General features: G+C 35.4%; 25 protein-coding genes and 1 tRNA gene. 19 read left to right on the top strand and 7 right to left on the bottom strand.

The window, feature by feature from the left end:
• The 5 genes from IEW94_RS16305 to IEW94_RS16285 are packed head-to-tail and all read left to right on the top strand — an operon-like array spanning position 1 to position 2,700.
• Positions 1–174 (top strand): Lacal_2735 family protein, encoded by a 174-nt coding sequence (locus tag IEW94_RS16305; RefSeq protein WP_188655053.1) that lies wholly within the window; start codon positions 1–3, stop codon positions 172–174.
• Entirely contained in the window at positions 171–632 is a 462-nt protein-coding gene (locus IEW94_RS16300) for a TspO/MBR family protein (RefSeq protein ID WP_188655051.1), read from the top strand. The genes IEW94_RS16305 and IEW94_RS16300 overlap by 4 nt, the downstream gene beginning before the upstream one ends.
• Positions 633–635: 3 nt before the next feature.
• Positions 636–1,097: an SRPBCC family protein gene (locus IEW94_RS16295; protein ID WP_188655049.1), complete on the top strand. Its 462-nt coding sequence runs from the start codon at positions 636–638 to the stop codon at positions 1,095–1,097.
• Between the two features lies 1 nt (position 1,098).
• Entirely contained in the window at positions 1,099–2,403 is a 1,305-nt protein-coding gene (locus IEW94_RS16290) for a cryptochrome/photolyase family protein (RefSeq protein ID WP_188655119.1), read from the top strand.
• A 33-nt stretch (positions 2,404–2,436) separates the two neighbouring features.
• Positions 2,437–2,700, top strand: a complete 264-nt coding sequence (locus IEW94_RS16285) for a hypothetical protein (protein ID WP_188655047.1) — start codon at positions 2,437–2,439, stop codon at positions 2,698–2,700.
• 54 nt (positions 2,701–2,754) lie between these two features.
• On the opposite strand, the gene IEW94_RS16280 is transcribed toward IEW94_RS16285, so the two are convergent.
• Positions 2,755–4,830 carry a helix-turn-helix domain-containing protein gene (locus IEW94_RS16280; protein ID WP_188655045.1) on the bottom strand — a complete coding sequence of 692 codons (2,076 nt, stop codon included), beginning with the start codon at positions 4,828–4,830 and terminating at the stop codon, positions 2,755–2,757.
• Between the two features lie 223 nt (positions 4,831–5,053).
• Here IEW94_RS16280 and IEW94_RS16275 point away from each other — a divergent pair, with 223 nt between their 5' ends.
• The 3 genes from IEW94_RS16275 (at position 5,054) to IEW94_RS16265 (ending at position 7,891) form a co-directional block, all read left to right on the top strand.
• Positions 5,054–5,650: an ankyrin repeat domain-containing protein gene (locus tag IEW94_RS16275; protein WP_188655044.1), complete on the top strand. Its 597-nt coding sequence runs from the start codon at positions 5,054–5,056 to the stop codon at positions 5,648–5,650.
• 25 nt (positions 5,651–5,675) lie between these two features.
• Positions 5,676–6,752 (top strand): acyltransferase family protein, encoded by a 1,077-nt coding sequence (locus tag IEW94_RS16270; protein WP_188655042.1) that lies wholly within the window; start codon positions 5,676–5,678, stop codon positions 6,750–6,752.
• Positions 6,753–6,850: 98 nt separating this feature from the next.
• Positions 6,851–7,891 carry a serine hydrolase domain-containing protein gene (locus IEW94_RS16265; RefSeq protein ID WP_188655040.1) on the top strand — a complete coding sequence of 347 codons (1,041 nt, stop codon included), beginning with the start codon at positions 6,851–6,853 and terminating at the stop codon, positions 7,889–7,891.
• Between the two features lie 27 nt (positions 7,892–7,918).
• Here the strand turns inward: IEW94_RS16265 and murA are convergent, their stop codons facing one another.
• The 3 genes from murA to IEW94_RS16250 form a co-directional block, all read right to left on the bottom strand.
• Entirely contained in the window at positions 7,919–9,229 is a 1,311-nt protein-coding gene (gene murA / locus IEW94_RS16260) for a UDP-N-acetylglucosamine 1-carboxyvinyltransferase (RefSeq protein WP_188655039.1), read from the bottom strand.
• A 9-nt stretch (positions 9,230–9,238) separates the two neighbouring features.
• Positions 9,239–9,886: a DUF4290 domain-containing protein gene (locus tag IEW94_RS16255; protein WP_188655037.1), complete on the bottom strand. Its 648-nt coding sequence runs from the start codon at positions 9,884–9,886 to the stop codon at positions 9,239–9,241.
• 69 nt (positions 9,887–9,955) lie between these two features.
• Entirely contained in the window at positions 9,956–10,249 is a 294-nt protein-coding gene (locus IEW94_RS16250) for a DUF493 family protein (protein WP_188655035.1), read from the bottom strand.
• An 89-nt stretch (positions 10,250–10,338) separates the two neighbouring features.
• On the opposite strand from IEW94_RS16250, the gene IEW94_RS16245 reads away from it, so the two are divergent.
• The 5 genes from IEW94_RS16245 to IEW94_RS16225 all read left to right on the top strand — a co-directional run bounded on the left by IEW94_RS16245 (position 10,339) and on the right by IEW94_RS16225 (position 14,897).
• Complete coding sequence (locus IEW94_RS16245; protein WP_188655033.1) at positions 10,339–10,893, top strand: AAA family ATPase; 555 nt, start codon at positions 10,339–10,341, stop codon at positions 10,891–10,893.
• Positions 10,894–10,902: 9 nt separating this feature from the next.
• The gene (locus IEW94_RS16240; protein ID WP_188655031.1) at positions 10,903–12,807 is read left to right on the top strand and encodes a RecQ family ATP-dependent DNA helicase; all 1,905 of its coding nucleotides are present in this window, start codon (positions 10,903–10,905) and stop codon (positions 12,805–12,807) included.
• A complete protein-coding gene (gene fmt, locus IEW94_RS16235; protein ID WP_188655029.1) occupies positions 12,804–13,751 on the top strand; it encodes a methionyl-tRNA formyltransferase in 948 nt (315 codons plus the stop codon). Before IEW94_RS16240 ends, fmt begins: the two co-directional genes overlap by 4 nt.
• Positions 13,752–13,943: 192 nt before the next feature.
• Positions 13,944–14,216, top strand: coding sequence for an HU family DNA-binding protein (locus IEW94_RS16230; protein ID WP_188655028.1), 273 nt, complete (start codon positions 13,944–13,946; stop codon positions 14,214–14,216).
• 120 nt (positions 14,217–14,336) lie between these two features.
• Entirely contained in the window at positions 14,337–14,897 is a 561-nt protein-coding gene (locus tag IEW94_RS16225) for a YqgE/AlgH family protein (RefSeq protein WP_188655026.1), read from the top strand.
• Here the strand turns inward: IEW94_RS16225 and IEW94_RS16220 are convergent.
• Positions 14,894–15,736, bottom strand: coding sequence for an aminotransferase class IV (locus IEW94_RS16220; protein ID WP_188655024.1), 843 nt, complete (start codon positions 15,734–15,736; stop codon positions 14,894–14,896). The genes IEW94_RS16225 and IEW94_RS16220 overlap by 4 nt on opposite strands.
• A 71-nt stretch (positions 15,737–15,807) precedes the next feature.
• Positions 15,808–16,200 (bottom strand): START-like domain-containing protein, encoded by a 393-nt coding sequence (locus tag IEW94_RS16215; RefSeq protein WP_188655022.1) that lies wholly within the window; start codon positions 16,198–16,200, stop codon positions 15,808–15,810.
• 129 nt (positions 16,201–16,329) lie between these two features.
• Between IEW94_RS16215 and IEW94_RS16210 the strand changes: the two genes are divergently transcribed.
• Positions 16,330–16,403: transfer RNA gene (locus IEW94_RS16210), tRNA-Met, on the top strand.
• A 462-nt stretch (positions 16,404–16,865) separates the two neighbouring features.
• Here the strand turns inward: IEW94_RS16210 and IEW94_RS16205 are convergent.
• A complete protein-coding gene (locus tag IEW94_RS16205) occupies positions 16,866–18,146 on the bottom strand; it encodes a chloride channel protein (protein WP_188655020.1) in 1,281 nt (426 codons plus the stop codon).
• 584 nt (positions 18,147–18,730) lie between these two features.
• Between IEW94_RS16205 and IEW94_RS16200 the strand changes: the two genes are divergently transcribed.
• The 5 genes from IEW94_RS16200 to IEW94_RS16180 all read left to right on the top strand — a co-directional run bounded on the left by IEW94_RS16200 (position 18,731) and on the right by IEW94_RS16180 (position 23,651).
• The gene (locus tag IEW94_RS16200; protein ID WP_188655018.1) at positions 18,731–19,039 is read left to right on the top strand and encodes a 2Fe-2S iron-sulfur cluster-binding protein; all 309 of its coding nucleotides are present in this window, start codon (positions 18,731–18,733) and stop codon (positions 19,037–19,039) included.
• A 13-nt stretch (positions 19,040–19,052) separates the two neighbouring features.
• On the top strand, positions 19,053–19,388 hold the full coding sequence (locus IEW94_RS16195; RefSeq protein WP_188655016.1) for a cupin domain-containing protein: 336 nt from the start codon (positions 19,053–19,055) through the stop codon (positions 19,386–19,388).
• 27 nt (positions 19,389–19,415) lie between these two features.
• A complete protein-coding gene (locus tag IEW94_RS16190) occupies positions 19,416–21,641 on the top strand; it encodes a nitric-oxide reductase large subunit (protein ID WP_188655014.1) in 2,226 nt (741 codons plus the stop codon).
• Positions 21,642–22,093: 452 nt separating this feature from the next.
• The gene (locus IEW94_RS16185) at positions 22,094–22,345 is read left to right on the top strand and encodes a helix-turn-helix domain-containing protein (RefSeq protein ID WP_188655012.1); all 252 of its coding nucleotides are present in this window, start codon (positions 22,094–22,096) and stop codon (positions 22,343–22,345) included.
• Between the two features lie 106 nt (positions 22,346–22,451).
• The gene (locus IEW94_RS16180) at positions 22,452–23,651 is read left to right on the top strand and encodes a virulence-associated E family protein (protein WP_188655011.1); all 1,200 of its coding nucleotides are present in this window, start codon (positions 22,452–22,454) and stop codon (positions 23,649–23,651) included.
• The last annotated feature ends 334 nt before the right edge of the window (positions 23,652–23,985 follow it).

Below are 23,985 nucleotides of genomic sequence, written 5' to 3'. Positions count from 1 at the left end.
ATGGTTGCTGTATTTAAAACCAATCCAAAAGAGGAAAAGCTTCAAAAGAAGTATGAAAAGCTCATGAAGGAATTTCAAATGTTGTTACTCACTGACAGAAAAGAAAGTGATAAAAAATTTGCTGAGGCTCAAGAAATCTTAAACAAGATAGACCGCTTAAATTCCCCAAAATGAAAACACTAAAATATATACTGTTTTTTTTGGTAATCAATTTTGGTGCTCTGGCTATTGGCACATTATTAATGAATAACGGTCCTCAGACCAATTGGTATATGCAGCTTAATAAAGCGCCTTGGACACCTCCAGGATGGGCTTTTGGAGTAGCCTGGTCAACAATCATGTTTTGCTTTTCAATATACATGGCCTATTTATATATGATGGTGCCCAACACCAAAGTGAAAATATTATTCACTGTTCAGTTTATTTTGAATGTTGGGTGGAATTTTGTGTTTTTTAATCAGCATCTAATAGCCTTAGGTTTCGTTTTTATCGTTTCCCTACTCTATATTGTAGCAGCATTTTTGTTTACCTACCAAAAACAATTGGGCTTAAAATCCTTATTAATACTCCCTTATACACTTTGGTTAATAGTGGCTTGTTCCTTGAATCTCTACATTTTACTTTACAATTAAAACATGAAGATTTACACCTTACACAAAAAACAAAAGTTGCCAATCACTGTTAAGCAAGCTTGGGATTTCCTATCAGATCCTAAAAACCTAAAGACTATCACCCCCGATTATATGGGTTTTCATATTCTCTCCGGTGCAGACAGACCTATGTTTGCTGGTCAAATCATCCAGTATATCGTAACACCTGTTTTGGGTATTAAAACCAAATGGGTCACAGAAATCACTCATGTTATAGACAACCATTATTTTGTGGATGAACAGCGCTTTGGTCCTTATGCCCTTTGGCATCATAAACATTTTATCAAGGAAATAGATGGTGGCATTGAAATGGAAGATATCATTGACTACAAAGTGCCTTTTGGGTTTCTTGGGCAATTGGTGCATCCCATTTTAATAAGACCTAAACTTGAAGAAATTTTCAACTACAGAACCAAAAAATTAGAAGCTTTATTTGGAACCTACTAATATGCAGCAACCTATCAATATTTTTTGGTTTCGGCGCGATTTAAGGCTTGATGATAACGTGGGTTTATATCATGCCTTACAAGGAAATCTTCCTGTACTTCCTGTTTTCATTTTTGATTCCGAAATTTTGGATAAGCTTCCTGAAGACGATGCACGTGTTACCTTTATTTATGAAACCTTACAAAGCATAAACCAAACTCTTAAAAATGATTATGGCTTAAGTCTTGGAATGTTTCATGGCAAACCCATAGATGTTTTTAATCAACTTGTTCAAGATTATTCCATTGAGACTGTTTTTACCAATCATGATTATGAACCCTATACCACCAAGAGAGATTATGAAATAAAAAACTTTCTTGATAATAAATCCATAGGATTCAAAACTTTTAAGGATCAAGTTATATTTGAAAAAGATGAAATTGTAAAAAGTGATGGCACACCTTATGTTGTGTACACGCCTTACATGAAACAATGGAAATCTACTTTTAAAGCATTAGAAATCAATACTTTTGATACCAAATCACTCTTAAACAATCTTGTAAAAAACACATCTCTGCCATCAGTTAATCTGAATGATATGGGATTCAAGACTTCAACACAATCCATTAAGCCTTATACTGTTTCAACAAACCTTATAAAAAATTACGAAGCAACCCGTAATTTCCCAGCAAAAGATTCTACCTCCAGATTGGGGCCACATTTGCGCTTTGGAACCGTTAGTATTCGAAACATTATTAAACAAGCTACTGCAGAACAGAATGAAATCTTTTGGCAAGAACTGATTTGGCGCGAATTTTTTATGCAAATTCTTTGGCATTTTCCACATACAGCTACCGAAAGCTTTAAACCGCAATATGACCGCATTGTTTGGCGAAATAATGAACAAGAATTTAAAGCATGGTGTGACGGTAAAACAGGCTATCCGTTAGTTGATGCCGGCATGCGACAGCTCAATGAAACCGGGTTTATGCATAACCGTGTACGTATGCTGGTAGGAAGCTTTTTATGCAAGCATTTATTGATTGATTGGCGCTGGGGTGAAGCCTATTTTGCTGAAAAATTACACGATTATGAAATGGCCAGCAACGTTGGGAATTGGCAATGGGTTGCCGGTTGCGGTGTGGATGCTGCTCCGTATTTCAGGATTTTCAACCCAACCACACAAATTGAAAAGTTTGACAAAAACCTAGACTATATAAAACAATGGGTTCCCGATTTTCAAGAGCTTACGTATCCTACTCCTATTGTTGATCATAAATTTGCCAGGGAACGTTGTTTGGAAACTTATAAAAGAGCATTGAATTAAATAAATATTTATTAAATTTAGTTTTTAATGCTTATGAAAAACAAAAGACTTTTTATTATTCTTTCTAGTTTGTTGGCGCTATTGTTAATTCCATTTATAGCTATGCAATTTACGGACGAAGTCAATTGGAGTCGTCTTGATTTTTTAGTGATGGGTGCACTCTTGTTTTGTGTTGGTTTGGCTATTGATTTTATTTTACAACGTGTTTCTAAACCATCAAAACGCTTAGCATTGATAGCTACTGTTATTATTGGATTTGTAATGATTTGGGCAGAACTGGCCGTTGGTATTTTTTAAAATGTTAGAAGTTATCCAAAATAAAAGGTTTTTGACAAAAACTGTTTTTTGATTTTATATCAATCCTTTTTTTGTTAATGATTGTTTCAATTGATTGTGATTTTCCCAGAATCTATCTTTAATTTTCTGAATGACCTCATTATATTCCGGGTGACTTTTCAAGGATTTCATGAGTGGATCCTTTTCAATAAACAACAAAATCCAATATTGGTAATTGTTTTTGGTGGCAAAAATTTTAAGTTGTTCTACGGCCAAATCGTTTTTACCCTCATGCAAATATTTCATTGCCAAACTAGCTGATTGGTATATAGATTGGTCATTTTCACAATATTCAGCATACGCTTTGTAAAAGGCTTTAGCCTTTTCGTCATGGCCCATTTTTTCATACACTAATCCTATCTTCAAATCTTCTTGCGGATACATGTGTAAACCATTCCTTTCTTTAATTTTAACAAACTTATCGTAGTAATAGTAAGCACTATCATACTTTTCTTGAAAGTAATAAAACTTTGCCACTTCCTGCATAATATCTAAACGCGTAGTATCTTTTTCCCATTCTTTTACCAATGACCTTGTAGCCTTTACCATATTTTGCTGTTTTGCATATTGGATAAATACTTTTAGATAAGGTGCATAATAATTGTTTGGGTTGTAATCTAAGGAAAGGTCTATATACTTGAGCGCTTCATCTGTAAAACCATTTTGAACAAAGGCATTGCTAAGAGCCAGATACATGTAGCTTTTACTTATTGAATCATTTGATTGAATATCAATTTGCAAGCCTTTTAGGGCATATTGCAAATATTTGCCTGTATCTGGAATGACACGAGAATACAAATCGGCTAATATTTGTACCACAGAAGATGAATTGGGATTATATTCCAATGCTTTTTCTAAATGTGGTACCGCCAATCGATACTCATTAATGTTTATGTAATAGAGTGCCTTTGCAATCAGACTTTCGGCAGATTTGGAATCATAAAGTAAGGCTTTGTCGGCGTAATTATTAATGACATCTGTATAACGCTTTTTGGTTAGATTTAAGTCTAAGTAGTAATAAGACACAGCCAGTTTAGAATATGCCAAGGCAAATTTAGGATCCTCGGTTATTGCTTTTTTAAATAAGGGAATGGCTTTTTCCAAACCTTCTTTAGTCTCTGTTTGATAGGGCTCTAGGGCTTTAAGGTAGTAATCGTATGCCACCAAATTTTCGGTAGGTTTTTTATCAATTTGTTGCAATTCTGCTGGTGTTACCTTAGCCTGAATGGCATCTGCAATTTTTTTGGCTACCGCATTTTGTAAAGAGAAAATATCTACCACCTTGTGCTTGTATTGTTCAGCCCATATTGGGGTGTCATTTGAGGCTTCTATTAAATGAATATTCAATAACACCTGATCATCAATGCGCTGGCCACTGCCTTCAACCAAATAACTGACGTTGAGCTCTTTTGCAATTTCAGAAATTGTCTTGTTTGTATGCCTGTATTTTTCTACGGACGTTCTGCTAATCACCCTTAAATCTTTAATCTTTTGTAAATTATTGAGGGTAGATTCCATAAGTCCATTCACAAAATAAAGATTAGTAGAATCACTACTCATGTTTTTAAAAGGCAATACGGCAATGGATTTTTTTATGTCCATCGCTTTTTCATCTGAGTGAATAAAGAATATATTAAAAACCAAAACGGCTACTGCAACAACAATGATGGCAGTTATCACAACAATAGGTAATCGGTACTGTTTTATAAAACCAGAAGGTGTCTTGGTAATGGCATCTGTAACAGGGACTTCTTTATCTCCTTTTCTAACTTCGCCCGGCGGATATCCATAAAGTTCCTTAAAGCATTTAATAAAGTATGAGGTGTTTCCAAAACCAACCTGATAAGAAATCTCAGAAATGGTCATCTCGGTTTGTTGCAACATGTCCATGCTTTTTTTAAGGCGTACTTCACGAATAAATTGACTGGCACTAAGCTGGGTTTGTTTCTTGATTTTTCTGAGCAAATTTGAACGGCTCATGTTCATAAGATCTGCCAACTCAGAAACACCAAATTGCTCATTGGAAATATTTTCAACTACCAAAGACTCGGCTTGTTCTATAAATTTCACTTGATGAAGATTACCAGACATATATTTTTAACTCTAACTAAAATAGAAAATTTTATTTAAACGCTTTTCCTTTTTTTTAAGACATCATTTTACAAATGCTTCATAATTGATACTTCTGCGCCATAGTTTTTATGCTTAAAACAAACTTGATATAAGTTGCCACATGGCTGTTTATTGCTGCATCACATATTACCAGATCTTTGTAGTAGAAAAATCAAAATAATAATTCTAAAAAATTTAAATCATGAAAACACAAAAAATCAATTCCATTAAAATGACACTAAAAATGGCTCTATTCATTATTTTAATTAATACTGGCTGCGCCCAATCTAACAAAAAAGACAGTCAGACTATTAGTAAGACTGAAACCAAATCAACAGCAAAAAAACCTAGTATAGACATTCAAACCGCTGTTATAACTGGAAATCTGGACGCAGTAAAACAGCATATAAAAGCTGGTACAAATATAAATGAAAAAGAGCCCATGAGCGGTTCAACACCATTAATGACAGCAGCTACATTTAATAAACCAGAAATAGCCAAGGCACTTATTGACGCGCATGCCGATTTGTCCATAAAAAACAATGATGGAGGCACCGCTTTACATAACGCCGCTTTTTTTGGCCGTATTGAAATTGTTCAAATGCTAATAGATGCCAACGCAGATAAAACCATTAGAAATAATTTTGGCGCAACACCACGTGAGACTGTAATGGGAAATTTTGCTGAGATCAAACCTTTTTACGATATGATCATTCAACAATTAAAACCAATGGGCTTCACTCTTGATATGGATGAATTGCAAAAAGCGCGTCCGGTTGTGGCAATGATGTTACAATAAATAACCAATTATAAAACAACTTAGAATGACAACTGAAAGAAGATACGACATAGACTGGATACGCGTTATCGCTATTGGTTTACTATTGATTTACCATATAGCCATCATATTTCAACCTTGGGCCATGTTTATTGGTTTTATAAGAAGTGAGGACGCTTTAGAAGGATTGTGGACACCTATGACTATGTTAAACGTGTGGCGAATTCCGCTCTTATTTTTTGTATCTGGAATGGGCCTCTATTTTGCAATGAAAAAACGAAATTGGAAACAATTGCTCACAGAACGCGCCAAGCGCATTCTTTTACCCTTTGTTTTTGGTTATTTTGCCATCACGCCTTTGCACATGATTATTTTTCAAAAATTCTACAAGATGCCTTTTAGCTATTTTCCAGATAGTGGTCATTTGTGGTTTTTGGGTAATATTTTCGCTTATGTGATTATACTTTCACCCCTCTTTTTTTATTTGAAAAAACATGACAATGGTAAATTCAAAAAGATAATATCAAAAGTGATGTCCTATGCAGTTGGTCCATTGTCTGTGTCTGTCTTCTTTATCCTAGAGTTAATACTGGTTAAGCCACAATTATTTGAATTATATGCACAAACCTGGCATGGATTTTTTATTGGCCTACTAGCTTTCTTTTTTGGGTTTCTCTTTGTGTATAGCGGCAATAGCTTTTGGCAAACGCTCTTGAAATGGAAATGGTTATACATAGCCATAGCCGTCATTCTTTTCGCGTTACGTCTTAATGGTTTTGAAAATCCTGCTATGTATTACCTCAAAGCTATTGAATCAAATTGTTGGATATTTGGCGTTTTTGGGCTTGGATACCAATACCTCAATAAACCAAGCGCTAGGTTAACCTATTTAAGTCAAGCAGCTTATCCGGTTTACATCATTCATATGTTTGTATTGTTTGCAGGAGCCTTAATTATCTTGCCATTAAATCTGCCTCCGTTTGTAGAATTTGTTGGAATCATGCTTTTCACTTTTATGGTTTGTTTCCTTATTTATGAATTTATTTTAAGAAGAATCAATATATTAAGACCGTTGTTTGGTTTAAAATGGAAATTCAATACTGAAGAAAAAAAACCAAAGTAATATCAAAACCTGCTGAACTAAACTAAACTTAAAAAATATTTATATTTGATTGATTTTCAGTACTCAGAAAATAAAAAAACTAGATTAACAAAAATAATATGAACAAAAAACAAATTAAACGAATACTCAGAATAGCATTTATTACGGCAAGCATAGCTTCTTTGTATTTTGTACCATGGATTTTGGTGAGAGCTTGGATAACACCACTACCTGATACGGTTCAAGAACAATTAAATGAAGGAATAAATTATGGATTTGACGGCATGATTGTTTATGTTGACCAAGCAGGAAAACCAGCTGAGTTTTATGCTGCAGGCTGGCATGATAGAAAAAAGAAAATACCTGCTTATCCACAAGCATTATTCAAAATTGCTAGTATTACCAAACTATATATTGCTGTTGCTACCACAAAATTAGTCAAAGCAGGCCGTTTGTCGTTGGATAAAACGCTTGCTGAATATTTTCCAGAACTAGCCGATAGAATTGAGTATTCAGATAAGATTACCTTGAGAATGATGCTGCAACATCGAAGTGGCATTCCCAATTACGTTGACCACCCTGATTATTGGATAAATCCTCCAAAAAACAGACAAGAAACACTTAATTATGCACTGGATTTACCAGCAGACTTTAAACCAGGTAAAGATTATGGGTATTCAAATACCAATTACATGTTGATTGAAGATCTTATTGATAAAACGTTGGGATATCCACACCAACAATATATAAAAGAAGAGATTTTAAATCCACTTGGGTTAAAACACACGTTTGGTTCCTTGCATGACGTGGATATAAATGATGTAATGAGTGGCTATTATGTTGGAGTTGATGAAGATTTTAAAACCCAGTATACAGGCTTAATGCTAGCAACTGCAGAGGATGTTGGTAAATTCTTGAGAGCTTTAAATGATGGTTCTGTATTTAATGAAGGAGAACAGGAGATTTATTCCTCCGTTTATAAGTACGAGCATACGGGCCTGCTAGTTGGTTATCAAAGCATCGCAAAATATTTTAAGGATATAGACACGGTTGTCATTCAATTTAATAACACAACTAACTTTGATGGTTATGACTGGAATTTAGCAGAAATCATATATAACCGAGTTGTGAAAATAGTTAGACGAAAAAAAAGCTTGTGATCAAGCGTGCATGCACTTTTCCAAAATCTACTCCACCCGTTCTATATGAGCACCTATAGCGCGCAGACGTTCATCAATACGCTCATAGCCTCTATCAATCTGCTCAATATTTTGAATGGTTGACGTGCCTTTAGCCGATAATGCCGCAATTAACAAAGAAACTCCAGCACGAATATCAGGTGAGGTCATGGTGGTGGCTTTTAATGTCGATTTAAAATCATGGCCAATCACCGTAGCTCTGTGTGGGTCGCATAAAATAATCTTTGCGCCCATATCAATGAGTTTATCTACAAAGAACAAACGGCTTTCAAACATTTTTTGATGAATCAATACGCTGCCTCTTGCTTGTGTGGCCACTACCAAAACAATACTTAACAAATCGGGTGTAAATCCAGGCCAAGGCGCATCTGAAATGGTTAAAATAGAGCCATCAATAAAACTTTGTATCTCATAGCCATTGGTATGTGCCGGAATATGGATATCATCACCTTGTTTTTCAACGGTGATACCCAATTTTCTAAACACATTGGGAATTAATCCCAAATCATCCCAACTCACGTTTTTAATGGTCAGTTCACTTTTGGTCATGGCAGCCAGTCCGATCCAACTACCAATTTCAATCATATCGGGCAACATGGTATGTGTGGTGCCTCCTAAGCTATCAACACCTTCAATAATCAACATATTGGATCCCACGCCACTAATTTTAGCACCCATTCTATTCAACATTTTACATAATTGCTGCAAATAGGGTTCGCAAGCGGCATTGTAAATGGTGGTGGTACCTTCGGCCAACACGGCAGCCATAACAATATTGGCTGTTCCGGTAACCGAGGCTTCCTCCAAAAGCATATAAGCGCCCTTAAGTTTTTTGGCTTCAACACCATAAAACTGTTCTTCTTTACTGTATCTAAATTTGGCACCTAATTTTATCAAACCTTCAAAATGGGTATCCAAACGTCTACGACCAATTTTATCACCTCCCGGCTTGGGAATGTAGCCTTTTCCAAAACGCGCCAATAAGGGACCAACAATCATAATGGAACCACGCAAACCACGTCCGTCAACCTTAAAATCGTCTGATTCCAAATATTTTAAATTCAAGTCGTCTGCTTGAAATGTATATGAACCGTGATGAAGCTCATTAACTTTAACGCCTAATTTTCTTAGCAAATTGATAAGCTTATTGACATCTACAATGTCAGGAATGTTGTGAATGGTGACAAGCTCTGGAGTGAGCAATACGGCACATAAAATCTGTAAGGCTTCATTTTTAGCGCCTTGCGGTTGAATCTGACCTTTTAACTGATGGCCACCTTCAATTTTAAATGTTCCCATACATTAGGTTTAATAACGTTTTCTTTGGCGATTTGAGTTTTTCTTGTGGCCTCCTTTTTTTCCTCCGGTATTGAATTTGGTCTTGGTACGCATTAAGCTGGTAGCATCTGATAAATCCTCATCAGTGTTCTTAAGGTTTATTTTACCACCAGACAGCTCATATAAATGCTGAAAAATAACATCGTCTTCAACAGTATCCTTGTTCCAGTTTAAAAAACACTTTTTCATGTGATTGGCAATGGTAAAAATAAGGGCTTCCTTAAGCTCACCTTCCTCCCACGTATTAGCAACGTCAATCATGGTTTTGATATTGTTGCCATAGAAACGGTATTTTGGAAAATTTTGTGGGTACTTTAATGGTTCTGGATGTTCCTCAAGAAATTCCTTGGATGGCTTTGGGTATGGAGAATCAACATCCAATTCAAAATTGGACATAATAAACAATTGGTCCCATAGTTTATGCTGAAAATCAGGCACATCACGTAAATGCGGTTGCAGGTTACCCATGACGGCAATAATGGACTTGGCGATTTTTTCGCGCTCTTCCTTGTTTTCTATTGTTTTGGCGTAATTAATCATTTTTTGCATGTGGCGACCATATTCTGGAATGATTAAATGCTCACGTTCTGTGTTGTATTCTAAATTATCTATTGTCAAAATAAAATGTGTAGAGTTAAATATTTGTGCATGTAGTTGTTATGCAAGTTCAAAAGTAACAAAAAAAAACTAAAGGCTAATGACGCCTTCTACATTATTTGCAACTTCTTTGTACTTTGCAATCACGGCTTCTGGGTTTTCCATCAGTACGTTAATGGATATGCTGGTGTATTTACCATTTTTTGATTCTGTTGTGTGAATTACTGCACCTATGTTATTAAACATAGCCTCAATTTTAGCTATGGCATGCACATCTGATTTAATAATAAACTTATACAGGTATTCTGATGGCCACGCAGCCGTTTCGTATAATTGGCCTTTTAGTTTTTCGTAAAATTCCTCGGGATTTTGATTTGAACTCATAATTATTTTATATGGTGCAAATATACTGTTTTGGTTACATTTTTTTTTAATCATTTAAATTCCGAATTTTACAGCAAAATATTGATTCCTTGAATAGTAAGAAAATTGTCATTACGGGCGGACCAGGAACTGGAAAGACTTCCATTATAAATGAATTGAAACATCTGAATTTTTATTGCTTTGATGAAATTATCAGAACCTTGACTTTAGAAGCAAAACAATCCCATGATCCGTCAGACCACAAATCAAATCCTATTGCATTTGTAAAAGACCCCATGGATTTTAACAACAGATTGTTACACGGACGTTTGGAACAATTTAAAAAGGCCTCACTTATAAAAGAACCATTGGTGTTTTTTGACCGTGGTATTCCTGATGTATTAGCCTATATGGCATTTTTTAACCAAGTATATAATGACGATTTTTTAAGTATTTGTCACAATAACAAATATAACCATGTGTTTTTGTTACCACCTTGGGAATCCATTTACATTTCAGATAATGAACGCCTTGAAACCTTTGAGGAATCTGTTGAAATTCATCAGTTATTAAAGCAAACCTATCAGGATTTAGGATACTTTATTACAGAAGTTCCCTTTGGAACTATTGAAGAACGCACCGATTTTATTATAGATAACCTTTAAAGCTGCTTGTTGCAACATCCTATAAACATATTAGAACGCTATTGGAACTTCACTGAGTTTAGACCGCTTCAAGAAGACATTATAGATGCTGTCATTGCCGGTGAAGACACCTTTGTACTATTGCCCACTGGTGGCGGAAAATCTCTGTGCTTTCAAATACCTGCCCTGGTCAAAGATGGTATTTGTATTGTTATTTCGCCATTGGTTGCCCTTATGAAGAATCAAGTGGAAAACCTTAAGGACAAAGGCATTAAGGCTATGGCGATAACAAGTGGCATTAAACCCGAGCAGTTGGATTGCTTATTAGATAATTGCATCTATGGCAATTACAAATTCCTGTATTTGTCGCCAGAGCGTTTACAACAGGAACTGATTCAAGAGCGTATCAAGCAAATGAACGTGAATCTGATTGCTGTTGATGAAGCGCATTGTATTTCACAATGGGGCAATGATTTTAGGCCGGCCTATAAAAATATTACGTTGTTAAGACAAATTCAGCCCAGTGTTAATGTTGTGGCCTTAACGGCTTCGGCTACACCAAAAGTAGTTGAGGATATTGTCAACGAACTGGATTTTATCCAGCCTAAAATCTTCAAACAGTCCTTTGCAAGACCTAATTTAGCCTATATGGTGTTGCATGAAGATGATAAATATTATCGCATTGAGAGCATATTAAAAAAATATACAGCGCCTTCCATTATTTATGTAAGAAACAGAAAGTTGACTTTGGATATCAGTACCTTTTTAGAATCCAAAGGAATAGGCGCAACTTATTATCACGGCGGCCTTTCCAATAAGGAGAAAGAATCCAACATGAGCCAATGGTTGAACAACCAAAAGCAAGTTATGATAGCCACAAATGCCTTTGGAATGGGCATTGATAAACCCGATGTAAAAACAGTCATCCATTTTAACCTGCCGGAAAGTATGGAAAGTTATTTCCAAGAAGCAGGTCGTGCTGGCAGAAATGGTGAAAAAGCCTTTGCGGTCATTCTTAAAAACAATAGTGATGAACAGCTGGTTAAAAACCAATTTTTAAGCGTATTACCAACCGTTGATTACATTAAGCAAGTGTATAGAAAGCTTTGCAATTACTTTCAAATATCCTATGGAGAAGGTGAATACACCACGCATGATTTCGATTTTAACACATTTTGTAAAACCTATAATTTCAGCAATATAATTTGTTACAATGCGTTGCTGTTGTTGGACAGAACCAGTATTATTAACTTATCAAGGCAGTTCCACAATAAAGTATCCATGCAGGTTGTTGCATCAAACCCCGTCGTGTTTCATTATTTGGAAACCCACCAAGATAAGGCGCTCATTGTTAAAACCATGCTCAGAATGTATGGTGGTATCTTTGAGCATGATACCACCATTAACACACTAAAGATTGCAGACAAAGCGGCAACATCAGAAACGGTTGTTATTTCTGTTTTAAAACAATTGGAAAAAGACGAAATTATCAGTCTAAACCTTTCAAAAACAGATGCCCAGATTACGTTTATCCAACCTCGGGAAGACGACAAGACCATTAACAGAATTGCCAACATTATAGAACAACAAAACAACTTAAAACTGGCACAAGTGAACGCTGTTCTTGATTACATTAAAAACGATACCGTTTGTAAAAGCAGACAGCTACTCTCCTATTTTGGAGAAAAGGAAACAATTGACTGTGGTATTTGCTCGGTTTGTTCCAAGGCAAAAAAAAACATAAAACCCCAAGACCTAAAAGCTCTTAGAAATCGTGTTATTGAGTTATTGGAACATTCCGACATGTCATCAAGAAGCATTGTAGCTGCTCTAAAATGTCCCGAAACAGAGTTAAACAACGTCATACAGCTATTGCTAGAACATCAAATCATTTCAGTTACAAAAACAAACACTTATAAACTTTTTCATAAATGAAAGAACTACGGATTGTATTCATGGGAACCCCTGATTTTGCTGTGGCATCATTGCAGGCATTGGTAGAAAACCAGTACAAAATAGTTGGTGTTATTACAGCACCAGACCGACCTGCGGGACGTGGACAAAAACTACATGAAAGTGCCGTGAAACAATACGCCGTATCGCAAAACTTAACAATCCTACAACCCACTAATTTAAAAGACGAATCGTTTTTGGCTGAGTTAAGAGCGCTCCAAGCCAATTTACAAATTGTGGTGGCTTTCAGGATGCTGCCCAAAGCAGTTTGGCAGATGCCCGTTTATGGTACATTTAATCTACATGCATCACTACTGCCAAATTATCGAGGAGCAGCTCCTATCAATTGGGCCATTATAAATGGTGAGACCAAAACTGGCGTTTCCACGTTTTTTATTGATGAAAAAATTGATACAGGCGAAATGATTCTGCAAGAATCCATAGCTATTGAACCCAATGACAATGCCGGAAGTTTACATGATAAACTAATGGACTTAGGCAGTCAGTTGGTATTAAAAACCGTTGATTTAATACAACATGGATCTGTAAATACAACACCACAAATAGAATTTAAAGATATCAAAACTGCTTACAAGCTCAATAAAGACAACTGCAAAATAGATTGGAACGAATCCATGACCAACATCCATAATAAAATCCGTGGCTTGAGCCCATATCCAGGCGCTTGGTGTACCCTGATTAATAATAATGATTCCGTTTCAGTAAAGATATTTAAAAGCGAAATAGAAGAAACTGACCACAATTTTGTGACAGGAACTGTTATTGCCTCAAAACAAGACCTTAAAGTTGCAGGCAAAAATGGCTTTATTATCATAAAAGAAATACAACTTCCTGGAAAACGTTCCATGGATGTCAAATCACTTTTAAATGGGTATACGTTTGAAGCGGATGCCAAAATGCTCTAAAGCCCTATTTTTACTGATATTTTGAAAAAAATCGACAAAATGCATAGGCGTTATCAACAAATGTCATAAGTTATCAACATTACAGCGCATTTCCCTTGCTATTACTTGCATGATTGCATAATCCGTATAAATTTGTATAGGATTTAACAAAAATGTTTAACCAACAATTTATTAATAATTAAATTTTACATTATGAACAAAACAGATTTAATCGATGGAATGGCAGAAAACGCTGGAATTACTAAAGCTGCTGCTAAAAAAGCATTGGAATCATTATTAATTGATATTGAAGGTGCCTTACAAAAAGGTAAACGCGTATCATTAGTAGGATTTGGTTCTTGGTCAGTTTCTAAAAGAGCTGCAAGAGAAGGTAGAAACCCTCAAACTGGAGAAACCATTAAAATCAAAGCTAAAAAAGTGGTTAAGTTTAAAGCTGGTTCAGATTTATCTAACGCTATAAACTAATTTACTTCGTTAAATATTTTAAAAGCCTTCATTTGTGAAGGCTTTTTTTATTGAAAAAACAAGCAAACAGTTGCTTTTTTAATAAATAAATACTAAGTTTAAAACACTAATTTGCCTTAAATGATTACAACGAAACCAAAAAAAGGTGATTTGTTAATAGCTGAGCCTGCTATTATAGGTGATATTTCTTTTAATAGGTCTATAGTTTTACTAGCAGACCATAATGATGAAGGCTCCATTGGTTTTATACTCAACAAACCTTTAGAGTATACTATTAATGATTTAGTTCCTGAGGTAGAAGCTTCATTTAAAGTATATAATGGTGGACCTGTAGAACAGGATAATCTCTATTTTATTCATAAAGTACCACATTTAATTCCAGAAAGTATTGAAATTTCCCTTGGCATTTTTTGGGGTGGTGATTTTAATAAGGTAGCCGAACTCATTGCCAATCATCAAATTAATGAAACAGACATTCGTTTTTTTCTTGGTTATTCAGGTTGGAAATCCAATCAATTGGAGAATGAGCTAAAAGCAAGCTCTTGGGTTGTTACAGAAAACATCTATAAAAAAGAAATCATAGAAAAAGACTATGAATCTTTTTGGAAAGAAAAAATGCTCGAATTTGGAGGCGAGTATAGTATTTGGTCCAATGCGCCGGAGAATCCCAATTACAATTAGTGCAACCGCATTCTTACATTTAATTTCTGCAAAACCGTTTTGGCCACATTGGCTTCAAACAATTTCTTTCTGTATTTGGTCACAGGCTGAATTCCCATAATAACATTAGTAACCCAAATTTCATCGGCTTTTTGAAGTTCAAAAGGTGATACGGATGCTTCCAGTAACTCATAATCGGGTAGTTCACTTATAACTTCAATAAGCTGTTTTCGCATAATGCCTTTTAAACAACCATCCGTTAAGGGTGGTGTTTTTATAGTATGCCCCTTAACTACAAAAACATTTCCGTTTAGTGCTTCAATAACCTGTTTATCAGTATTTAACAATAAACAATTTTGCAAATTATTCTCATTGGCAAACACACTTCCAACTACATTTATGGCCTTATTATTGGTTTTTAGTGTAGAAAGTAAACTTGGTGATACATAAAAATCTTTGAACAGGTCTATTTCATACGAATCGGTTTTAAGCAAATAAAAATCATCTTCAATCTGACTTGCTGTTATCATAAAACCTACATCATTGGTTTTTGGCAAATAGAATCCGCCCTCACTCCTGTAAACGATTAGTTTTACACGGGATGATACCTGTTGCAAATTATTAGCTTCCAGTAATTGCTTGATTTGATTTTCTAGAAAATCCATGGTGAAATTCATTGGTATATCCATACGCATCATACGCATGGATGCCATAAGCCTAAAATAATGGTCTTCCCAAAACAGCGGCTTGCCATAAGATACTTTTAGGGTTTCAAAAAGCGCATCACCATAGTTAAACCCTCTGTTGTGTATTGACAACAATGCGTTGTCATCCTGTAGTTTTTCGTTAAAATTTATCATAAAAAAAAGCCCAAAACCCTTATAAAAAAACAAGAGTTAGGACACTTAAGTATTTGTATTATAATTATTTACTATGCTGAACCTAAAACCTGCTTTAAGCTTGATATTTGATTTTCCCATAACATTTTTGCCTCATCAATTTCATCATCATAAGCAAAATCAACAATCATTAAAGAAACATCTTTAGTGATTTCGTCCACCTGGATCCTTATCTCAAAATAAGTCAATAATTCATCTTCTTCATCGCTAAGCCATCTAAATTTTACGCGTTCTCCTGTTTTTTTGCTCAATAACTTGGCTTGTTCTTCACTATCGTCCCAAATAAAAGTAAACAACTCGCCTCTTGAATTCACGTTGTCTGAAAACCATTCTGATAAACCTGATGGTGTGGATATATATTGATATAATAATTGTGGTGAAGCGTGTATAGGAAATTCTATTTCAAATTTAATTTTATCGTCCATAAGTGTTTTTAAAATTTATGTTGCTCAATATATACATAAATTGATAAGTTTAACAACATTTTTTAATAATATTTTGCATAACTTATGTTTGCTAACAATAATATTGTTTTTATATTTGCAGCCTTAAAAGGCGAGGTAGCTCAGCTGGTTAGAGCGTCGGATTCATAACCCGGAGGTCGCGGGATCGTGCCCCGCTCTCGCTACAAGTAATAACAAGGGTTTCGAGAAATTGAAACCCTTTTATTTTTTATAAAAATGCCTTGGGTACAACATAGGTACAACATTTTGAAGTTTTAAGATGATTTATAGCTTTTGATATTAATTGATGTAATTTGATAGAAAAGAATATTCTTTTTTAATGAAACAATTAAGATTTTTATTTTCTACAGACTTTATTATTCATCAAGTTGTGATATAAACGAAAGATTTTTTTTATTCTCTTAGGAGAGATTTAGTTCAATATATTCATTTATTAATTAAATATATAATCTTAAAAAAAAGATTTCTACATTCATGGAACCACCAATATTTCAACCAATAAATATATTCCTAAAGAAATAGCTCTCAACCGTTCTGCCAGACAATCAATAGATTAATTGATCTAATTTCATAAAGCAAAACTTCTTAAATTTTATTTTTAAAGAGAGGGGTATGCATATACAGAGTTAGTGTTGAATTTTTCCGTTCTCCAATTGTGAACTGATAAAAGGTATTCTTGGAGCCAAGAAATAACCTGTTAAACTTGCAAATAAAATTGGTATAAAATGTCCAAAACCTGTCAGGGTCGCAAGTAAAATGGTAGTGCTCATTGGTGTTCGCGTAACACAGGCGTTTATTGCTCCCATACAACTCACAATTGCCAAGGTCAGATTTATTGATGGAAACAATTGGTGAATAATTAAGCCCAAAGTTGCACCAACAAAGAACAATGGAATTATAAATCCTCCCCGCCAACCTGAGGTTACGGTTATTGAAATAGCGATAATTTTGAAAATCAAAATCGCAAATAATAATTTTATTGAAAAATTTCCTGATAAGAGTTCGTTAATTTCTTGATGTCCAAAATATCGTGTTATAGGAAAATAAAAAGCTATTATTCCAAGTACAAAACCACCAATTAAAGTTTTCAAATAAATAGGGATTGGTTTTTTATCAAAAATAGATTTAAAAAACTTTGTACTAAAAATAAATGCCCATCCGAAACCTGCTCCAATAATTGCAAATAAGATAGCGTAACCAAAATCAAAAATTCCTGAATATTCATAGGCAGATAAATCCCATATTGGAGCAAGTCCCAAATGAATTATTATTGCAAATACCAAATAACTAAAGCAGCTTGCCACCAAGGCTGGAATAATCGCTTTATAATATTCGACCGCGTGCTCATGATGCAGTATTTCCAAAGAAAATAAACTACCGCCCAAAGGGGCTCCAAATAATGCCGTAAAACCAGCGGCCATACCTGCAATGCTCAATGACCTTAACTCCTCTCCTTTCAATCTGAACATTTTTCCCAACCAAGTTCCAGTTGAACCTGTTACTTGTACCAATGGCGCTTCAGGGCCAAGACTACCGCCGGAAGCAACACACAGTAGAGAAGAAAGAATCATAGAAGGATTGTTCCTGGGGTCAAGTTTGCCTTTATTGAAGCGAATGTTATTCACAATGAGATGAATCTCTCCTGGGTCACCAATGAAATGAATCACCAAGCCAGCTAGAAACCCACATATAGCCATTACCGGAATAACTTTCCATCCCTCAAATATTGCTAATATGTGAGTTAAAAATTCCAACCCAACCCAATATACACCGGATATTATACCACCAATTAATCCGAGAAAAGCCCATAACCAAAAAGTCCGATTGAAAGCGAAAGGGTTAAACTTTATTGGTTGGTCTAAAACGTTTAAATATTTTACTAATTTTCTTCTTCGCTTTAATTTCACTTCTTTCTATTTATTTTAGATCACAAACAATTTTGAAATTAGTTTGTAAAATATTACACTATAAAGAATAACTGAAATATATTTTAGAATTAGTTACTCTCCAAATGTACCAATCATCGCTTTCTATCAAGTTATTCGAATAAATGGAAAAATTATCCTCAAATAACCTCTGGAGAAACTGTTTTTTCAAACAAATTATTGATCACAGGGCAAAAATATGAAAAATAGAAACGTAGCGGTTACAATCTGTTAGCTCATATAAAATTTCAAATATTAATAAAACGTCCAAGTTATTCCTATTGACAATATCTTATTTTCATTTTTGTCTCATCACATAAGGCATTTTGACTAGTAACCAATTATTCTCTGTATGTCTATTTTTTTAAAATCTTTATTTTAATTTTTTTCCTGCTTCTAAAAGTCTATTAATTTCTGGTCCATTCTTCGTCAAAGGATAATTTTATTTTAAATAGGATATTTTTATCCTATTTAAAAATTATAACTTAAATTTGTACCCAATCCAATAAGCTTTTGAAAAACAAGGGCATTTTAGTAACTTAAAAGATTTTAAATTGAATTTTAACGTGAACATTATAACAAGCAACAATGAATCCATCAAAATCCCATTCAATCGTTTTGAATACCCCAATTTAATGGAGCTTGTCGTAGATCGGTATTACGAAGACATTGGAGAATGTCTTGGACGCGGCCTTTGTGGTACCTGCCATGTAAAACTTATTGAAGGTTCACTAAATGATACAAAAGACCTATCTGAAACGAAAACACTCAATCAAGTTAATTATGTTGATAATACGAGTCGTTTGGCCTGTCAAATCATATTAGATGAAAAAATCAACAATCTCACTTTTAAAATAATTACAGACCACAAATAAAAATATCAAAATCATGAATACAATATCAATATTGGAAAACATTACCTATCAAGATAATAAACCATCTGTCACAGTACTACTAAAAACCAAAACCTCAAAAGAGGTCAGAATCGTAATGAAAAAAGGACAATCCATGAAAGAGCACAAGGCTCCTTTTCCTATAATCCTAGAACTTTTTGATGGCGAGGTTGATTTTGGAGTAAACGGTGAGAAACAAGTCCTCAAAAAAGGAGATTTAATTGCTTTAGATGAGAATATCCCACATGATTTAAGATGTTTATCAGACTGTATCGTTCGACTGTCTATTTCAAATTTTGATAGTATAGAACGAATTAACGCTACATTATAACCCCAAAAATTTTAAAAATTTATCACAATGAAAAAAACATGGATTGCATTTACCAGTGTTATTGTACTATCCTTCATAACACTAATTTGGATTGGAACTGAAGTTTACCAAACACAACCTCCCATACCAGATACCGTTATTGTAAAGGAGACCCAAGAGGTCCTTTATACCAAAAAAGATATTCAAACAGGACAAAACGTTTGGGAGTCTATTGGAGGTATGGAAGTGGGATCCATTTGGGGACACGGCAGTTATGTGGCCCCCGATTGGACTGCGGACTGGATCCATAAAGAAGCAGTATTCATGCTCGATGCATGGGCTAAAAAGGATTTCAATTCTAAATATGAAAATTTAGATGTTGAAAATAAAGCAGCCTTAAAAGCACGTTTAATCAAGGATATCAAAACAAATACCTATAATGAAGCGGACAAGTCAATAACCATTTCGCAAAGTCAGTTAGCTGCCATTAAAGAAAACATCAAACATTACACATCTATTTTTTCAGAGGGAAAAGAAGTTTACGCCATTCCTAAAGGTGCCTTAACGGATACTAAAAAATTAGAACAACTCAATGCTTTTCTATTCTGGACATCATGGGCAGCCAGTACCAACAGACCCGGTAAAGATTACACCTATACATCAAATTGGCCACACGAACCGTTAATTGACAACACAATTACCAAGGGCTCTTTAGTCTGGTCCGGGTTATCCATTGTGTTACTGTTGTTATTCATCGGCATACTTACCTATTACTATTTACTAAACCATGAAAAGGGTGATTTGGTTACAAAACCAGATTCAGATCCACTAGTAAATCTTAAATTATACAGATCTCAAAAGGCCCTGTTAAAATATTTTATAGTCATCTCGTTGCTCATTGCCTTGCAAATTGTTTTAGGGGTAATCACCGTGCATTATACCGTTGAAGGTCAAGCCTTTTTTGGATTTAATTTATCGGATATCCTCCCCTATTCAGTAACCAGAACATGGCATACGCAGCTTGCAGTGTTTTGGATTGCTACAATATGGCTCAGTACCGGTCTGTTTTTGGCTCCTATGATTTCAGGCAAAGAAATGAAATATCAAGTTTTTGGCATTAATTTCTTATTTGTTGCCCTAATAGTTATTGTACTTGGTTCTATGTTTGGTGAATGGCTGGGCATACACCAGTTTTTTAATTTAACGGCTAATTTCTTTTTTGGCCACCAAGGCTACGAATACATGGATCTAGGCAGATTCTGGCAAATATTTTTAGGCATTGGATTAGTGCTTTGGGTGATCATGGTAAGCCGCCATATTATTTATGGTATTCGTAAGAACGATGAATCTAAACACTTATTGATCATATTGTTAATATCGGTATTAGCGATTGGTATGTTCTTTTTCTCTGGACTCATGTATGGTGAGAACAGTAGCTTACCTGTTATTAATTATTGGAGATGGTGGCTTGTCCACTTATGGGTAGAGGGCTTTTTCGAGGTGTTTGCAACCGTCATTATTGCGTTTATATTTTCAAGAATGAAGATCATATCTACAAAAACCGCAGGACGTGTGTCTGTTGCCTCCGCTTCTATATTTTTAGCCGGTGGTATTATTGGCACATTGCACCATTTGTACTATTCAGGAACACCTATTCAAGCTATTGCATTGGGCGCTACATTTAGTGCTTTGGAAGTGGTCCCACTGACACTGATGGGATTTGAAATTAGAGAGAATTGGAACCTTTTGAAAAGTAAACAATGGATGCAAAAATACAAATGGCCCATATTTTTCTTTTTAGCTGTTGCTTTTTGGAATTTTGTTGGAGCGGGTATTTTTGGATTTTTAATCAATCCGCCGATTGCACTATACTATATACAAGGCTTAAATACAACTGCGGTACATGCCCATGCGGCTTTATTTGGCGTGTATGGTATGCTGGGTATGGGCTTTATTTTGATCTGTTTACGTTTCTATTCTGATAGAATGTGGTCAAATACAAAGCTAAAAAGAGCTTTTTGGCTGCTTAATATTGGTTTAATAGCCATGATTGTTTTAAGCCTGCTTCCCGTTGGTATTATTCAAGCTTATACTTCCATAACCAAAGGGTATTCATTCGCGAGGGACTCTGAGTTGCTTTACTCGCCTACTGTTCAAACACTTAAATGGATGCGTATGGTTGGAGATATCATATTCTCAGTTGGTATTTTTTACTTCTGTTGGTTTGCTATTGATGAAACCATTTATAATTTAAAAAGAAAAATTACCAAATAAAACAATGTAAAAGATTTGAGGTTGGATTCTTTGTTTCTTATTTAGAATTCAACTTCATTTCTATTATCATAAGAAATCTAATCACAGATTTCTTGATTTTCAAATTTTGAACAAAGTGGTTTAAGTAAAAAAACTGCGCTTTCAAGCTACAAAAATTACAAAGACCATAGATTTCAATTGTTAATAACCTAAAAAAACCAAGAATCAGGTCGTTTTCTGTCCTTTAAAATTAATGTCATTTGATACAATAAGTATTCAAATAAAATCACTGAAAGAAATCATTATATAATTTAATATTTTTTGTTTTAATGTGTTGTTTATCAATTATTTGTGAATAAATTATCAAAATTTTCATTCTTTCAATAGCCATCTTTTATACCTTTAGTTCCATAATCCCAAAAAGGGATAACAAAAGCGCTTTTGTTCATTTTATTAACCTAAAAACAATAAAAATGGACACTTTATTAATTCTTGAACGATTGGATCGTTTGGAAAAACTACTGATAGGAAGCAAAGAGGTCCTGACCTTTGATGAGGCCTGTGACTATACGGGCATATCCAGAAGCTACCTTTATAAACTGACGGCTTCCGGAAAGATCCCGCACTCCAAGCCCAACGGCAAGATGCTCTTTTTCGAGAAAAGTAAACTCGTGGAATGGTTACTGCAAAATAGCCGCAAACCTGATCTTGTGATGGGGGCCTAAACCATTACGGCACCTTTAGAAGTAAAAGAAGGCAGGGGCATTCAATTTCCAAAATCAATTCTTAATCAAATGGCAATACCTTTTGCCGTTTTCCAAAGCGTAAGACATGGATCCAACGAACAATAGGCTTTATTTGGTCAAAGACTCCAAGAAGAAAACAATCTATGATTATACCCATGAATATCTCTGCTCAAAGTATGATATCTTTTATAATGAGATATCGCATGATTTCCAGATATCACTTAAAGGGGACAAATCATGGCACTATCTCAACGTGAACTCTTTGATCATAGAGCTGGCCAAAGCGGGAATCGAGATCAGTTCCGCCAAGCTCGAGATCTTGATCAAGTCGGAACTTATCAAGAGGCACAACCCTATCAAGGCCTATTTTGAGTCCCTTCCCGTATGGGACGGATCTGACCATATTGCAAAATTGGCGTCCCATGTGCCCACCTATGACGATGATGCTTTCTTATACCATTTAAGGAAATGGTTGGTCCGGGCGATACGGTGTGCCCTTGAGCCCAATTATTTCAACAAGCAGGCCTTGATAATCAGCCACAAAGGACAAAGCTCTGGCAAGTCCACCTGGTGCAGGTACCTGTGCCCGCCCGAACTGGCCGAATATATGGCCGAGGACATCAGTAACGATAAGGATGCCAGGATCCAACTGTGCAGGAATTTTCTGTTTAACCTCGATGAACTGGCCGTGCTTTCCAAAAAAGATGTCAACGCCCTAAAGGCCTTTTTCTCCAAGACATTCATCAACGAAAGACTGCCCTATGACAGAAAGAACACCACCCTGCCCAGGATATGTTCCTTTATGGGGTCCACCAATATGTCCTCCTTTCTCAATGATGAAACGGGTTCCGTGCGTTGGCTGTGCTTTGAGCTAAAGGGCCAGATTGATTTTGCGTATTCAAAAGAGGTTGATATCAAAAGTGTATGGACACAAGCATACCATCTGGCCTATAAGAACCATGGTTTCAATCCTGAACTGACAATCCAGGATATCCGTGAAAACGAGGAACGGAACAAGAAATATACAAGGCTCACCACGGAACAGGAGCTGGTCGCCAAGTATTATGAGAAATCGACCGAGATCGAGGATTTCCTGACGGCATCCGATGTCATGGTCACATTGTCCTGTTTGAACGTGAGGCTCAACCAAGTGAACATTGGCAAGGCCTTTTCGGGTTTTAACTTTCAGCGCGTGAAGCACCCCAAGCGGCAGGTGTATGGATATTTGGCAAGACCGACTTTTAATAGCAGTCCATGGGAACTGGAATTACCTATAAATGGCTAAAACGACCTACCTAGTTACCTAGAGGGACCGAATGCCCCATGGTTTCAGTGGGTTCCTCAGGTAACTTTATTAAGAACCAAGTTACCTGGTTCCCTTCCAACTTACCTAATTGGTAAGAAAGGTAAGGTGGATTTCGAACTGACCTAAGACCTTAACCCTTATTGATAAAGGTTTAGGTAAGTAGGTAGGTGAAAATGGAAAAAATAAATTATTTAGCTGATGAAAAGAAAAAAAATAAATTGTGAAACAGCCCGTAATTTTCCAGTGACAGAGGCACTGGAAAAACTGGGGCACTTTCCCAAAAGGGAAACGGAACAAGACGCTTGGTTCCTGA

Source organism: Yeosuana aromativorans (assembly GCF_014646655.1).
Classification (GTDB): domain Bacteria; phylum Bacteroidota; class Bacteroidia; order Flavobacteriales; family Flavobacteriaceae; genus Yeosuana; species Yeosuana aromativorans.
This window is presented reverse-complemented; position numbering and strand designations above follow the sequence as displayed.